This window comes from Burkholderia territorii, from assembly GCF_902833055.1.
In the GTDB taxonomy this organism is placed as follows: domain Bacteria; phylum Pseudomonadota; class Gammaproteobacteria; order Burkholderiales; family Burkholderiaceae; genus Burkholderia; species Burkholderia territorii.
In genome coordinates, this window is sequence record NZ_CADFEJ010000164.1 from 1 (window position 1) to 431 (window position 431).

Below are 431 nucleotides of genomic sequence, written 5' to 3' on the forward strand. Positions count from 1 at the left end.
CTGCCCTACGAGCTGCACGCCAACGGTCGCGAACTCACCAAGGACAACGAATTCCAGATCAACTTCTCGAACACGGGCAAGGTGGGCGCGAGCTTCTACGTGTACTCGACCAACCGAAGCGACGGCCCGTGGCGCTACACGGTGGAGGCCGGCAAGTCGATCGCCGACACCTTCAACCTGGCCGGCACGGACGGCGTCTACAACTTCCTGGTGTATGGCCCGAACAGTTTCGTGCGCCAGTTCGTCGGCGCGATCCCGCAGGACAGGAAGACCCGGAACAAGTCAGCCAAGCCGGTGGTGATGGTGGGCTACGACGCGGCCAACGGCAACGTCATGCTGAAGATCAGCAACAAGGGCGCCAAGGCCGTGAAGCTGTCCGTCACGGATAACGCCTACGGCGCGCAGACGCGCCACTTCTCGATCCCGTCGGA

1 protein-coding gene is annotated in these 431 nt (G+C 62.9%); it reads left to right on the top strand.

The genetic code is table 11. From position 1 onward, the window contains the following. On the top strand, window positions 1-431 hold a 431-nt coding region (locus tag HW466_RS31540; protein ID WP_176316188.1), incomplete at both ends, for a phospholipase domain-containing protein.